15 protein-coding genes are annotated in these 13,646 nt (G+C 66.9%); 2 read left to right on the top strand and 13 right to left on the bottom strand.

Translation table 11 applies throughout. The features are described 5' to 3' along the window. Positions 1–15: 15 nt before the first annotated feature. The 12 genes from J2X57_RS13165 to J2X57_RS13110 all read right to left on the bottom strand — a co-directional run bounded on the left by J2X57_RS13165 (position 16) and on the right by J2X57_RS13110 (position 10,757). On the bottom strand, positions 16–978 hold the full coding sequence (locus J2X57_RS13165) for a PIG-L family deacetylase (protein ID WP_051943472.1): 963 nt from the start codon (positions 976–978) through the stop codon (positions 16–18). 63 nt (positions 979–1,041) lie between these two features. Beyond that, a complete protein-coding gene (holB, locus tag J2X57_RS13160) occupies positions 1,042–1,977 on the bottom strand; it encodes a DNA polymerase III subunit delta' (protein ID WP_309867747.1) in 936 nt (311 codons plus the stop codon). 55 nt (positions 1,978–2,032) lie between these two features. Next, positions 2,033–3,064 (bottom strand): endolytic transglycosylase MltG, encoded by a 1,032-nt coding sequence (gene mltG, locus J2X57_RS13155; protein ID WP_309867744.1) that lies wholly within the window; start codon positions 3,062–3,064, stop codon positions 2,033–2,035. After that, a complete protein-coding gene (gene pabC / locus J2X57_RS13150) occupies positions 3,061–3,897 on the bottom strand; it encodes an aminodeoxychorismate lyase (protein WP_309867741.1) in 837 nt (278 codons plus the stop codon). Before pabC ends, mltG begins: the two co-directional genes overlap by 4 nt. Continuing rightward, positions 3,894–5,219 carry an aminodeoxychorismate synthase component I gene (locus J2X57_RS13145; protein ID WP_309868077.1) on the bottom strand — a complete coding sequence of 442 codons (1,326 nt, stop codon included), beginning with the start codon at positions 5,217–5,219 and terminating at the stop codon, positions 3,894–3,896. The genes pabC and J2X57_RS13145 overlap by 4 nt, the downstream gene beginning before the upstream one ends. A gap of 25 nt (positions 5,220–5,244) precedes the next feature. Continuing rightward, positions 5,245–6,534 carry a beta-ketoacyl-ACP synthase II gene (fabF, locus tag J2X57_RS13140; RefSeq protein ID WP_090351200.1) on the bottom strand — a complete coding sequence of 430 codons (1,290 nt, stop codon included), beginning with the start codon at positions 6,532–6,534 and terminating at the stop codon, positions 5,245–5,247. Between the two features lie 155 nt (positions 6,535–6,689). Next, entirely contained in the window at positions 6,690–6,929 is a 240-nt protein-coding gene (acpP, locus tag J2X57_RS13135) for an acyl carrier protein (RefSeq protein WP_029213434.1), read from the bottom strand. 170 nt (positions 6,930–7,099) lie between these two features. Next, a complete protein-coding gene (gene fabG / locus J2X57_RS13130) occupies positions 7,100–7,843 on the bottom strand; it encodes a 3-oxoacyl-ACP reductase FabG (protein WP_309867732.1) in 744 nt (247 codons plus the stop codon). A 43-nt stretch (positions 7,844–7,886) separates the two neighbouring features. Next, positions 7,887–8,837 carry an ACP S-malonyltransferase gene (fabD, locus tag J2X57_RS13125; protein WP_309867730.1) on the bottom strand — a complete coding sequence of 317 codons (951 nt, stop codon included), beginning with the start codon at positions 8,835–8,837 and terminating at the stop codon, positions 7,887–7,889. Positions 8,838–9,048: 211 nt separating this feature from the next. Beyond that, the gene (locus J2X57_RS13120) at positions 9,049–10,017 is read right to left on the bottom strand and encodes a beta-ketoacyl-ACP synthase III (protein ID WP_309868074.1); all 969 of its coding nucleotides are present in this window, start codon (positions 10,015–10,017) and stop codon (positions 9,049–9,051) included. 89 nt (positions 10,018–10,106) lie between these two features. Then, entirely contained in the window at positions 10,107–10,301 is a 195-nt protein-coding gene (gene rpmF / locus J2X57_RS13115; protein ID WP_036112167.1) for a 50S ribosomal protein L32, read from the bottom strand. A gap of 18 nt (positions 10,302–10,319) precedes the next feature. Then, the gene (locus J2X57_RS13110; protein ID WP_308847004.1) at positions 10,320–10,757 is read right to left on the bottom strand and encodes a YceD family protein; all 438 of its coding nucleotides are present in this window, start codon (positions 10,755–10,757) and stop codon (positions 10,320–10,322) included. Between the two features lie 235 nt (positions 10,758–10,992). On the opposite strand from J2X57_RS13110, the gene J2X57_RS13105 reads away from it, so the two are divergent. Together J2X57_RS13105 and J2X57_RS13100 are read left to right on the top strand one after the other, a co-directional pair. Then, complete coding sequence (locus J2X57_RS13105) at positions 10,993–11,439, top strand: hypothetical protein (protein WP_309867725.1); 447 nt, start codon at positions 10,993–10,995, stop codon at positions 11,437–11,439. A 13-nt stretch (positions 11,440–11,452) separates the two neighbouring features. Further along, positions 11,453–12,022 (top strand): Maf family protein, encoded by a 570-nt coding sequence (locus tag J2X57_RS13100; protein ID WP_036112157.1) that lies wholly within the window; start codon positions 11,453–11,455, stop codon positions 12,020–12,022. Between the two features lie 4 nt (positions 12,023–12,026). Here the strand turns inward: J2X57_RS13100 and J2X57_RS13095 are convergent, their stop codons facing one another. Next, positions 12,027–13,646, bottom strand: a complete 1,620-nt coding sequence (locus J2X57_RS13095; protein WP_309867723.1) for a glycosyltransferase family 39 protein — start codon at positions 13,644–13,646, stop codon at positions 12,027–12,029.

Below are 13,646 nucleotides of genomic sequence, written 5' to 3'. Positions count from 1 at the left end.
TAGCGGTCATCCTAGCTAGCCGATGGGCCGGGCCACAAGCCCGACCGGCTCCGGATCCTGGCATGCCCAGCCATAGTGGTCGTAGATCCAGGGCGTGGACAGGTCGGCGGTGAGCTTCACGAAGGCCGGACCCGGCGCATCGCGCAGCCGCAGCAGCCAGCCGTCACCCGAGGATTCCAGCGGCGCCTCGCGCCACGGCCACGCGACGACACCCTGCCCGTCCGCCAGCACGACGCGCAACCGGCGGCGCGCCAGCACGCCCGGCCGCCACGGCAGGAGCAGGGATCCGACACCGGGCGCCGCGGCGGGCCGGTCGAAGCGCTCGGGCCGCGACGCCACGCCGAGCATGCGTTCGCGACTGAGCGCCATCTGAGTGTGGTGTTCGAGCACGGCGGCCAGCTTGGTGGCCTGCCGCTCGGCATCGAGGTCGGGCACCCACAGGTCGTCGGGCGCACTGCGCTCAGTGCCGTGCACCATATAAGTGAGTACGTCCGCCATTGAACCGGCCGCCGACAGCGCCAGCCGGGCAAGAACGTGGGCGGAGCCGTGATCCGGGTGGGTATCGCCCAGATCGGGAATCACCACCAGGGTCGGCCGGACCCGCTCGATCACCCGCCGGACGGCGGTCACGGCGGCGGTATGCCGCCGCCTGAGCTCATCGGTCACCTGCATGTCATGCCAGCCCAGCGCATGCAACTGGTCGGGCGGTACACCCAGGCGCCCCAGGGCCCCGGCCACTTCGAGACGACGTCGCGCACCCCAGCGGGCACGCGCCGGTGCATCGATGATCACGCGCCGCTCGACCCAGCGCTGCGGCCAGGGGTTGTCGTCGCCATCGGTCAGCAGGAGCACGTCGGCCCGCCCGCCCATGGCCAGGGTGCGCTGGATCAGCATGCCCGCGGCGAGCGACTCATCGTCGGGGTGAGGCGCAACCACCAGAAGCCGGGTGGCGCCGTCGATGACGGGGTCACGATACAAAGGGTCTTTCCTCACACAAGTGACGGGCACGACCATTAGGACCGAATGGCCGGTAAGGCCGCGTCAACGCCAGGCGGCAAGCAGTTCGAGAAGAATGAGGTCGACGCGCAACGGACCGCGCAGGGCGTCGCGGGCCCGGTTGACCCGCCCGTACCAGTGGTCCAGCGCCTCGTCGTCGAGCTGACTCTCGAGCGGCGCGGGCTTTCCGGCCGTACGCGCACGCAGCTCGTCAGTCACCGCCTGCGCGGCGAACCAGAGGTAGCGCGCCGGCTGCGCGGCCTGCCAACGCTTGATGACCTCCATGGCGTCGCCTCGGCCCGCGGCAAGCGCCTTCAGATCGTTGCGTACCTCGGAGCGCTGTTTGAGCGCACCGTCGGCGGACCACTCGCGCGCCATGCCGGGGTTACCGCCGGCCGCCTCGAGCGCGGCCGGCGCGTCGGAGACGCCTTCGGCGCGTAGCCAGGCCAGCGACACCTCGCGCGAGGGAACCAGGAAATCGATGCGCTGGCAGCGGCTGCGGATCGTCGCCGGAAGCCGCGCGGGCTCGTCGGCCACCAGGATCAGCAGCGTTGCCGGCGTGGGTTCTTCCAGCGTCTTCAGCAGGGCGTTGGCGGCGGCGGCGTTCATCGCGTCGGCCGGATCGACCGTGGCGATCTGCCAGCCGCCGAACTGACTCGACATCGCCAGCCGGGCCGACAGGTCGCGAATCTGGTCGACCACGATCTCGCTTCGGGTGACGCCGTCCTTGCGCAGGCCGAACGTCAGCGTGACGACATCCGGATGGGTGCCGGCAGCCACCAGGTGGCAGCTGCGGCAGATACCGCAAGGTACGCCATCGACCGGTTGCTGACAGAGCAGGCCCTTGACGAATGCCGCCAGAAAATCGCGCTTGCCCAGCCCCGTGGGCCCGGCCAGCAGCAGCGCGTGCGGCAGCGCATCCCGCTCGCGGCGGGCCTGCAGGCGAGCCCAGGCGTCCTCGTGCCAGGGGCGCGACGTCACGCGGTCACCGCCGCGATGACGTTCATGGCCCGGATCCGGCTGCGCTGGAGTGTCGTCACTGGCATCGCTTCAACTGGTAGCAGGCCACAGCCCGGTTATGTTCTTCGAGGGACGACGAGAAGACGTGGCTGCCGTCGCCTTTAGCGACGAAATACAGCTCCTTGCCGTCCGCCGGATGCACCGCCGCCAGGATCGCCGCGCGGCCTGGCAGCGCGATCGGCGTCGGCGGCAGACCCGTCCGCGTGTACGTATTGTAGGGGGTGTCGGTCGTGAGGTCGCTCTTGTGGATGCTGCCGGCGTACGACGCGCCCATGCCATAGATCACCGTCGGATCCGTCTGCAGCAGCATCCGGCCTTCGAGACGACGCACGAAGACGCCTGCGATTCGCGGACGCTCATCCGCCCTGCCCGTTTCCTTCTCGACGATCGAGGCGAGGATCAGCGCCTCGTAGGCGCTGGCCAGCGGGAGATCTTTCGCGCGACCGGCCCAGGCGGCATCGAGCGTCTTGCCCATCGCCACATACGCTCGCTTGAGGATGCTCGACTCCTTGTCGCCTTTCACATAGGCATAGGTCTCGGGGAGGAAGCGCCCTTCCGGGTTGTCGCCCTCCGGGGCGCCGATCAGGCGCATGATCGCCGCATCGTCGAGGTCCGCGGTGTCGTGGGTCAGCGTCGGCACCGCCGCGAGCGTGCGACGCAGGTCGGCAAAGCTCCAGCCATCCACGATGGTCAGGTTGCGCTGCAGGACACGGCCATTGGCCATGTCGCCGATGAGATCGCGCGGCGTCATCCCGGGACGCAGGGCGAACTCGCCCGCGTGCAGGCGGCCCGAGGCGTGCATCTCCATGGAGACCACGCGCCAGTACAACGAGGGCGCCGCGGTCGCATGGCGGTCGCGCAGGTCACGCACGATGTCCCTGAATGACGCACCGCGTGCTACGTCGATGCTCTGCCCGGCGGCGGGAATCGCCAGCGGGGTACGGGCGAAACGCGCCCAGTCGAACCACAGCCAGGACCCGGCGGCGATCGCCGCGACCAGCACCACCAGCAAAATGACACGCCAGAGGGCGATGCCGCGCACTTTCATCGATCGGAATCCTCGAAGCCGACAGGCAACGGCAGGCCCAGACGTCCCCAGTGCGCCTGAAGCGCACGCGTGACGGGACCGGGCTGCCACGACCGGGTCGCGAAGACCCGAACGGGAAGCATGCCCCGAACGGCCGACGTGAGGAAGACCTCGTCGGCTTCGGCAAGTCGCAAGGGGCTGATCGGAGCTACTTCGACGTTGCGAATGGCGAGCACTTCGGCACGCGCCACACCGGCGACACCGCAGCGATCCACCGGTGGCGTCACCAGTCGCCCATCGAAGACGGCAAACACGTTGGCGGCGGTGGCGCAGATGACGTCGTCGCGATCGTCGAGCATCAGCCCTTCGGTCCAGGTCTCATCGGACCATTCGGCACGGGCCAGCACCTGCTCGAGACGATTGAGGTGCTTCATCCCGGCCAGCAGAGGCTGCGTGCCGAGGCGGGTGTCGCAAAGCCGGACGCGAACACCTTCCGCGTAAGCACCGGCATCCAGCGACAACGGAGCGACCTGCACGACCACGCGTGGCCGTTGCGGCTGTGGCGGCGCATACCCGCGCATGCCATCGCCACGGCTGAGCGTGACGCGGACCACCGCATCGCCAAGGCCCGTGGCAAGGCGCTCCACTTCAGCGAGGATCGCATCCTCGTCCGGCACGGGCATGCGCAGACGCGTGCAACCATCGCGCAGCCGGGCCACGTGCCGCGGCCACAGCGGGACGCGCCCGTCGACCATGCGTAATGTTTCAAAGACCCCGTCGCCGTAAGTGAAACCCCGGTCGGCCGCCGGGATACGGTCGCCATCGACGAAATCCACGGAAACGCGCGCGCTCATCCGGCGCCGAACACCCGCAGCAACCCGCGCGCCTTGGCCCGCGTCTCGTCGAGTTCCTTCTCCGGCACGGAGTCGGTCACGATGCCCGCGCCCGCGCGGAACGAGACCTCGGTCCCTTCGACGGTCAGGGTACGGATCAGGATGTTGAGATCCATGTTGCCCTGGTCATCCAGATAGCCCAGCGCGCCCGTGTACGCACCACGCGCCTCCTGCTCCAGTGCGCCGATGATCTCCATGCAGCGAACCTTCGGACAACCGGTGATCGTTCCGCCAGGGAACGTCGCCGCGATGATCTGTCCGGGCGTGATCCCCTCGCGTGCGCGACCCGACACGTTGCTGACGATGTGATGCACGTGAGCGTAGCTCTCCACCACCATCAGCTCGTCGACGCGGACGCTGCCCGGCACGCAGACACGCCCGAGATCGTTGCGCTCGAGGTCGATCAGCATGACGTGCTCGGCACGCTCCTTCGGATGCGAGGTGAGTTCGCGGATCTTCTCCACGTCGTCATCGCCGGCGACACGCGGTCGCGTACCGGCGATCGGCCGCGTCTGCAGCACGCCGCCGCGCGACTCGACCAGGCGCTCGGGTGACGAACTGACGATGGCCCAGCCGGGTTGCTGCAGCAGCCCGGCGAACGGCGCCGGATTGGCCTTGCGCAGCGCGAGCATCAGGCTGGCCGGTAACGGTGCCTGGGCGAAACGCGCACACCAGCGCCGTGAGAGATTCACCTGAAAAACGTCGCCCGCACGCAGGTGCTCGTGGATACGCGTGACGCCATCGAGGAAACGTCGTGGCTCGTCTTCGTCGACGGCGAGCGGCGTCGCCAGCGCCATCGACGGGGCGTCGAGCGCGAGATCGTTCTCGAGGCGATCGAGCCACTCCGGAGCACTTTCTTCCGCGACGAGAACGGTGCGCCGTTCGACGTGATCGACCACCGCGGCGGCTGGCGCACGCAAGGCGATGGCCACCGGTGCCGCACCGTTCGACGCCGGCAGATGCAGGCTCGGCTCGATCTGCCCCACCAGTTCGTATGCCAGATACACGACCCAGCCGCCATGAAACGGCAGCCCGTCATCGACACGCGGTCTGCGACGTCGCGACCACGCCGCATCGAGCGCGTCGAGGAAGGTTCCGTCGATGACATCGCCGCGTGCATCGCGAACGACACCGTCCGCGTACAGCGTGAGGGATTCGGTGCCCGCGGCAAACAGGATGTCGAAACGCGATTGCGGCGTTCCGGTGACGGCACTGGCCAGCAACGCCGGATAGCGCGCCGGATACGACGCGGCCGGCGCGAGGAGATCGCGCCGGCCGGCCAGGGTTCGCGTGACGAAAGCCAACGCGTCAGACGCGACGGAAGACGAGCGTACCGTTGGTTCCGCCGAAGCCGAACGAATTCGATACGACGACGTCGATGTCGGCCTTCTCCGCTTTGTTCGGCACCAGATCCATGCCGAGCGCTGCGACTTCCGGATCCACGTTCTCGAGGTTCATCGTGGGCGGCATGATGCCGTCGCGAATCGCCATGATCGAGAAGATGGCTTCGACACCACCCGCGGCACCCAGCAGATGACCGGTGACGGACTTGGTCGAGCTGACCGAGAACGCGCCCTGCTTCGTGGCGTGTTCGCCGAACACGTTGCGGATGGCCCTGGCTTCGCCCAGATCGCCCACCGGCGTGGAGGTACCGTGCGCGTTGACGTAGCGCACGTCTTCGGCGGTCAGGCCGGCGTCGTGCAGTGCGTTGCGCATGGCCAGTTCCGCACCGTCGCCGCTCGGCGCGGTGATGTGGTACGCGTCGCCGCTCATACCGAAGCCGACGAGCTCGGCCAGGATGGTGGCACCGCGCGCCCTGGCGTGCTCGTATTCCTCGAGCATCAGCATGCCGGCGCCATTGGACAGCAGGAAGCCGTCGCGACCGGTGTCCCAAGGACGGCTGGCGTGCGCCGGGTCGTCGTTGCGCGTGGACATGGCCTTGGCCGAGCAGAAGCCCGCCATCGCCGTCGGCGTCGTGGCGAATTCCGCACCGCCGGCGATCATCGCATCGGCATCGCCGTACTGGATCAGACGCATGGCCATGCCGATGTTGTGCGCGGCGGTGGTGCATGCCGACACGAGCGCGATGTTCGGGCCCTTCAGGCCGTGGTAGATCGACAGGTTGCCGGCCACCATGTTGATGATGGAGCTGGGCACGTAGAACGGCGACACCTTGCGGGGCCCCTTCTCGTGAAGCTCGAGCGCCGTGCCTTCGATCGTGTGCAGGCCACCGATACCGGCGCCTGCCGCGACACCGATGCGGCCCGCGTTTTCATCGGTCACCACGAGACCCGACTGACGGAACGCATGCGTGCCGGCGACGATGCCGTAGTGGATGAACGGATCCATCCGCTTGAAATCCTTGGCGACCGAACGACGCTCGTCGTCCGGCGTATCGGTACCGACGAAGAAGGCGTCGACAGGATCGAACCCCTTGACCTCGCCCGCGATACGGGTGCTATAGGCGCTGGCGTCGAATTCACTCACCGGACCGATGCCGGTATTGCCTTCGACCACATTCTTCCAGGCGGTGGCGACATCGTTGCCGACCGGCGAGATGATGCCCATACCGGTCACTACCACACGTCGTTTACTCATGCGTTCTCATCCTCAACTGTTCCCGCGCAAACCATACGCGGGCGCAGGTTGCGTTTGCCGCAAACGAAAACTGCGCCGTAAGGCGCAGCTTCCATGTCGCTCGGAGATCGACGGGAGGCGACGCCTCCGATCGACAACCAGCCGGTAGATGTGGATCAGGCCTTGACGTGGGCCTTGACGTAATCGACCGCCTGCTGAACCGTGGTGATCTTCTCAGCTTCTTCGTCCGGGATCTCGCACTCGAACTCTTCTTCGAGGGCCATCACGAGCTCAACGGTGTCGAGCGAATCGGCGCCGAGATCGTCCACGAACGAAGCGTTGGTGGTGACTTCGTCTTCCTTAACGCCCAGCTGTTCAACGACGATTTTCTTGACGCGCTCTTCGATGGTGCTCATGTTGCCTTTACCTCCCGAGGGAAAAATCCGGCGGCATTGTAGTGGCTAAGGACCAGGCCCGCCAACACACCGCCGCCACGTGAATAACGTCCGACTTTTCTGAGCCGGACGCGAAAAAGAGATTGTCTCTCAAAAACGGGCCGGTGGCGACTGCCGCCGGCCCTGCCCCATCAGGGCATGTACATGCCGCCGTTGACGTGGAGCGTCTCGCCGGTGATGTATTTCGCCGCGGGCGAGGCCAGGAAGGCCACGGCTTCGGCGATATCCTCCGATTCACCCAGGTGCCCCAGGGCGATGCCGGCCAGCAGCGCCGTGCGCTGCTCCTCCGGCAGGGCGCGGGTCATGTCGGTGTCGATGAAACCCGGCGCCACCACGTTGACCGTGATGCCACGTGAGCCGATCTCGCGGGCCAGCGACTTGGAGAACGCGATGATGCCCGCCTTGGCGGCCGCGTAATTGGCCTGACCGGGGTTGCCGGTGACGCCCACGACCGAGGCGATGCTGATGATGCGACCCTTGCGTGCCTTCATCATGCCGCGCATGACGGCCTTGGACGTACGGAACACCGAGGTCAGATTGGTCTCGATGATCGCGCTCCAGTCGTCTTCCTTCATGCGCATGAGCAGCTGGTCGCGCGTTATGCCGGCGTTATTCACCAGGATGGAAACAGCACCGGCCTCCCTGGCGATCGCGTCGATCAGCGCCTCGATCGCGGCAGGGTCCGTGACGTTGAGCACGCGGCCGTGGCCGCCGTGCGGCGCGAGGCGCTCGCCGATGGCCTGCGCACCGGCCTCGCTGGTGGCCGTACCGAAAACGGTCGCGCCGAGCGCGGCGAGCCGATCGGCGATCGCCGCGCCGATACCGCGACTGGCGCCGGTGACGAGGGCGATTTCACCCTTCAGGGACTGGGTCATGGAATGCGTGTCCTGTCGTACTTAAGAAAGAAGAAGGGCCGGATCAGGCCTGCACGGCCGCCAGGGCGGCATCGAGGTCGGCAGGCGCGCCGATGGGCTTCGCCTCCACCGACTTGTCGATACGCTTGATAAGACCCGCCAGAACCTTGCCCGGACCACACTCGAGCGCCTGAGTCACCCCGGCGGCGGTCAGCGCCTGGACACATTCGGTCCAGCGTACCGGCAGGTAGAGCTGGCGCATCAGCGCCCCACGAATGTCCTCGACCGAGGTGTGCGCCGCGGCGTCGGCGTTCTGAATCACCGGAATCGACGGCATCGACCACTCGATGGCGGCCATCTTTTCGCCGAGGCGATCGGCGGCATCGCGCATCAGCATGCAATGCGACGGCACGGAAACGGCCAGTTTCACCGCCTTCTTCACGCCGAGCTCGGCAAGACGCGCCAGAGCGCGGTCCACCGCCTCGGCGTGACCCGCGATCACCAGCTGGCCCGGCGAGTTGAAGTTGGCCGGAGCGACGACCTGCCCCTGGGCCACTTCTGCACAGACCTCGGCGATCTGGGCGTCGTCGCCACCGATGATCGCAGCCATGGCGCCCACGCCAGCCGGCACCGCGGCCTGCATCAGGCGGCCACGCTCGGCGACCAGCCCGGCGGCGTCCTTCAGGGACAAGGCGCCGGCGGCGACCAGCGCGCTGTACTCGCCGAGGCTATGGCCGGAGAGGAAGGCCGGCATGACACCGCCCTGCTTCACCCAGACACGCCAGACGGCAACGCTGGCGGCCAGGAGTGCCGGCTGCGTGTTCTCGGTGCTGTTGAGCTTTTCTTCCGGGCCGTTCTGGCTGATGTCCCACAGATCGACACCGGCGCCCGCGGAAGCTTCGTCAAAGGTGGCACGGACTTCAGGGTGCGCGGCGGCGAGGTCGGCAAGCATGCCGACGGACTGCGAACCCTGGCCAGGGAAAACGAAGGCGAGCGAGGCGCTGGATGAGGTCATTCGAGACGATTCCGGGACTTCAAACCGCGAATGGTGCAGCAACCCGGGGGCGATTGCACCATTCGCAGGCGTGTGGTGGCGTCGGAATCAGTCGTTACCGCGTCACCGCGCTGTTGGCTATTCGCGCGCGGGGCGCGCTCCTACAGCGCGGTTGTCGTAGGAGCGCGCCCCGCGCGCGATACGCCAACAAGGCGCGGATGCGACAACCCGGTCAATACCTCAGAAGCGCAGACGCCCAGGTAAACCCGCCGCCGAACGCCTCGAGCAGCAGATTCTGCCCGCGCTTCACCTTGCCCGACCGGACGGCGTAATCGAGCGCCAGCGGCACCGAACCCGACGAGGTGTTGGCGTGCTTGTCGACCGTGACGATCACGCGGTCCATCGACATGTTCAGCCGCTTGGCCGTTGCCTCGATGATCCGCAGGTTGGCCTGGTGAGGGATCAGCCAGTCGACCTGGTCCTCGGTCATGCCCGCGTCGGCGAGCGTCTCACCGACCAGCGCGTCGAGCGTCTTCACCGCGACCTTGAACACCTCGCGGCCAAGCATGGTGATCTTCACCCCATGGTTGGGCGCGTCGGTGAAGCCGACGGATACACCGACCGGGTTGAACAGCAGATGCTTGAATCCACCGTCGGCGCGCATGCGCGTCGTGTAGATGCCCGGTTCGTCGGACGCATCGAGAACGACCGCGCCGGCGCCGTCACCGAAGAGAACGCAACTCTCGCGCTCGGTCCAGTCGACCATGCGCGTCAGCGTCTCGGCACCGATCACCAGCGAACGTTTCGACTGTCCGCTGCGAATGAACGCATTGGCCACGCCCAGGGCGTAAACGAAGCCCGAGCAGGCCGCATTGACGTCGAACGCGGCACAGCCGTTGGCACCCAGCCGGTGCTGAACCAGACAGGCGGTGGACGGAAAGATGAGATCCGGCGTCGTCGTACCGACGACGATCAGGTCGATGTCACCGGCCTTGACGCCAGCCGCCTCGAGCGCACGCTGCGCGGCGAGGAAGGCGAGATCGCTGGTGGTTTCGCCGTCCGCGGCGATGTGGCGCTCGGTGATGCCCGTGCGCGTGCGAATCCATTCGTCGCTGGTGTCGACGATCTTTTCGAGGTCGGCATTGGTGACCACCCTGTCGGGAAGTGCGCTGCCGGTGCCTATGATGCGGGCGTATTTCAGAACCGTATCCCCATCGTGATGGTGTTTCGGAAACGCAAAACGGCGCGTTGCCGCGCCGCCTGCGTTCTGATCATCCCTGGCGGGACGGATCAGTCTTCGACTTCAACCGCGCCGCGGGTGTCGATGACCTTCTTACCACGGTAGAAGCCGTCCTTGGTCACGTGGTGACGCAGGTGGACTTCGCCGCTCGTCGGGTCGGTCGACAGCTGAACGGTGGTCAGCGCATCGTGCGAACGACGCATGCCGCGGGTGGACGGGGTCTTGCGGCTCTTGGCAACGGCCATGGCGAATCTCCAGCGAAATTACTTAATGAGTCCGCGGAGTGCCGCGAACGGGTTTTCGGTCTTTTCCGGTAAGGGTTCTTCTTCCTCACCGGCTCCAAGCATGTCGTCGGGCAACTCATAGTCCGGATTGACCGGGACCAGGGGCAGCACCAACAGCAGTTCATCTTCGATCGTCGCGATGGGATTGAGCTTGCCGTCGTCTTCGACCAGCAAAGCCTCGTAACCCGGCGGAAGCCCGGCTTCCTCACTCTCACGCACGATCAGTCCGAGACGCGTATCGACTTCGACCGGCAGCACGAACGGCTCGAGCGACCGCTGACAGATGAGTGTCAAGGGTGCTGTCGCACGGACGGCTACGTACTTCGTGCCGAAGTCGTCGGTGCCGAAGTCCAGCTCGTAGGTCACGTCACCTTCGGTGGACGCGATGACTTCTCCGAGACGGGTGAACACCGACACGGGAAGCTGACCCTGGAACGAACGCCGCGCACGAACTTCGCGCCAAGCGTCCACGGACGATGGCAAAGTCACGGACATAATCGGGAAATGGTAGGCATCAACACCCTTGAAGTCAACCGGTTAGGCGGTCGAATGTGGGACACAGGGCGGTTTTGCGCAGTCGCGGGGCTTTCGTGCAGACTGCCATGCCTGGTTCCCGATTGCCGCCACCAGCCCCCAGGAAGGAAGAGGTCGCGTGTTTTCCGTTGCATATTATGCACTTGCCATCGTCTTTGCGCTAGCGGTCGGGCTCTCCGTATGGGTGCTCCGCCATCAGCGGACCCGTCGACGCCACGGCGCCCTGCAGAGCCTGATGGACAACGCCGACCGGCTGGAGGCGGATCTGAAGGATTGCCGGGATCGCCTTCAGCGTGCCCATGCGGTGATGTCGGTCAGCCCCGATCAGCCCGCGGCAGGCGAGGTCGAGGCTCAGCAGGCCGTGGACTCCGGACTGCGCGCCCTGCTCCAGCAGCGGCTGTGGATCCGCGACCGCGGGCCTGACGCCAGCCAGCGCGAGCTCGATGAGGCGGTGGATGCCCTGGTCCGCGCCCGCCAGCAGCTGGAGCCTCGCCTGCGTGCCCTCGATGACGCCCAGACCGCACTCGACACGGCCGTGCGCGAACACATTCACAAGGAATTCTGACGTGCCCTCCCCGATGGTCGTCCTCGCATCGACCTCCCACTACCGTGCCGGCCTGCTGCGGCGCCTGCTCGATGACTTCGGGCAAGTTTCGCCCGGTACGGACGAAGCAGCCCTTCCCGGCGAAGCCCCCGCCTCCCGCGCAGCCCGCCTGGCGGAGGCGAAAGCGCGCGCGGTCGCCGCCCTCCGCCCCGGCAGCGTCGTGATCGGTTCCGATCAGGTCGCCGATCTCGACGGCACCGTGCTGGACAAGCCCGGCACCGTCCATCAGGCCCACCGGCAGCTCGCCGCGAGCTCGGGCCATGACGTGGTCTTTCACACGGCCGTCTGCGTCATCGATGCGCAAGGCGACGCACTGACCCACGTCGACGAAACCCGGGTGACGTTCCGAACCCTCACCCAGGCGGACATCGAACGCTACGTGGAACGCGAGCGGCCACTCGACTGCGCGGGGAGCTTCAAGTGTGAAGGACTGGGTATCGCCCTGTTCGAGCGCATCGTCAACGAAGACCCTACGGCGCTGGTCGGTCTGCCGCTGATCGCGACGTCACGCCTGCTGCGCGCCGCGGGCGTCGAACTCCCCTGAGCCCTCAGCCGCCGGCGCGCGCGGCAGCGGTCCAAACCCGGCAGGCGTCGGGGTCCGCGACACCCGGCTCCGACGTCGGCGGCGCCGGCCCGGCACGATACAAGGCAAAACGACGCCGCTTATCGAACAGGTCAAGACGAGTCACCGACTCACCCAGCGCCACACGCGAACACACCGATCCCAGCCAGTCGCGCCGCTCACGCTCACGCAGCGCGGTTTCGTCGACCACGAGCAGCAACCGCGCGCCCTCATGCAGGGACAGTCCTCTTTCATCCAGACCCCAGTCGGCGAGCTGTCTTGCGCGACCATGCTTCGTGTTCAGCGGACTGTCGAGCGCATAGATCTCGCGCCCGCCGCCGAGTGCGAAACGCAGTTCCGCCGCCAGCATGAAGTTGTCGGCCACCACGACCAGGGATGGGTCCGCGCGCAATACCCTCGCGACCGCGGCCGAGGACTCCCGCCAGCCCGTGAAGTTCGCCGGAAACGCCTTGGCTCCCGAAAGCATGCGGGCGCCCGACGGCGACGCGGCAAGACCGAGATAGGCCAGCCCGATGACCAGCCCCAGCGCCGCGAGCGCAAATCCACCGCGCGCCGCCCTGCGCCATCCGCGCGCGGCATCCTCGAGCAGTAACGGTAGTGCGGCGCACAGCAACGTGTAAGCGGGCAGCGGCCAGTGCGCACGAAAGCGCACGTCGTCCGCGAACAGGCCAAGCACGAAGTAAGCAAGGACGAACGTGCCCGCGATAGCCGCAACGATGTCGAAGGGCGCCTCCGCGCGACGGCGCCAGCTTCGCCACAGCGCCCAGAGCATCACCACCCATGCGACGGGTGTGCAGGCCACGGCCTGCTCCAGCGGCTGCACCAGCGCATCCGCATGAAACTGCCAGGGATTCCGGTCGACCAGCTGAAACGCCACACCGGCGCCGCGCGACGCCATGTTGTAGAGCACGATGGGCACGAGACCGATCGACGCCAGAGCCAGCGCGAGCCAGATGCCGGGACGCCGCCACTGCGCTCTGCCGCGCGCGGTGGCGACCAAAAACACGAGGCCGCCGAGCATCGGCATGGCGGCGCGATAGTGAGTCATCCAGGCGATCGCCAGCGCCACGCCGAGCAGCGTCCAGTCGCGATACAGATTTTTCTCAAGCGCGGCGATCAAACCCTGCGAGGCAAGCACGATGGCGAAGGTCAGCGGTACATCGGGCAACGCCAGCACACCCAGCGATCCGACCAGCGGAAGGCTCAGGGCGAAGGTCGCCGCCTGCCAGCGCGCGATCTCACCACCGTAGCGTCCTGCGATCGCGCCTACCTGCCACGGGATACAGGCGCCGACCAGCAGAAATGGCAGGCGCATCGACAGAAGGCCGTGACCGAAGCACGCCTCCGATACCGCGATCAGCCACGCCGTGAGGGGCGGAAGGTCGCTGTAGCCCCATGCGGGCGCGAGGCTCTCCTGCCAGTAGAACGCTTCGTCACCGAAGGGCGACAAGGTGCATGCGATGAAAAGCTTGCCCAGCAGCGTCAGCGCAAACAGGACGAGAAACGTGCCTCGCCAGGATCGCGCGCGCGCCGCTACACTCGAACGATCTCGCATCGACATGGCCAGGACGGGGAGCTCACGCAT

The organism is Luteibacter sp. 1214 (genome assembly GCF_031455395.1).
GTDB classification, from domain to species: domain Bacteria; phylum Pseudomonadota; class Gammaproteobacteria; order Xanthomonadales; family Rhodanobacteraceae; genus Luteibacter; species Luteibacter mycovicinus.
This window is presented reverse-complemented; position numbering and strand designations above follow the sequence as displayed.